Annotated in this window: 1 protein-coding gene; it reads left to right on the forward strand. The window is 69.6% G+C overall.

Going from position 1 to position 296, the window contains the following annotated elements; all coding sequences use genetic code 11:
- Nucleotides 1–296: acyl-CoA dehydrogenase family protein (locus AAFM29_RS17080; protein WP_341713931.1), on the forward strand; the 296-nt coding region annotated here is incomplete at both ends.

The raw sequence follows: 296 nt of genomic DNA on the forward strand, positions 1-296 counted from the left end.
TACCCGAAGCGATCATTGCGGGGCGCGCGCAGGAAGGCAGTCAGGAGCATTTCCTGCTCGGCGCCTTTGCCCGCAGCGCGCAGATCGCCGGCGCGCTCGACGCGGCGCTGGCGATAGCAGTCGGCTACGTCAACGAACGCCAGCAGTTCGGCCGCCCGCTCGGCAAGTTCCAGGCGGTCCAGCAGAGCCTCGCGACCTTTGCCTGCGAAGCTGCCGCAGCGAACTGCGCGGCGATGGGCGCGGCACAGGCGCTCGATCGGGGCGATGCGACCTTCGAAGTCGCCGCTGCCAAGCTG

Source organism: Erythrobacter sp., assembly GCF_038133525.1.
Lineage (GTDB): Bacteria > Pseudomonadota > Alphaproteobacteria > Sphingomonadales > Sphingomonadaceae > Qipengyuania.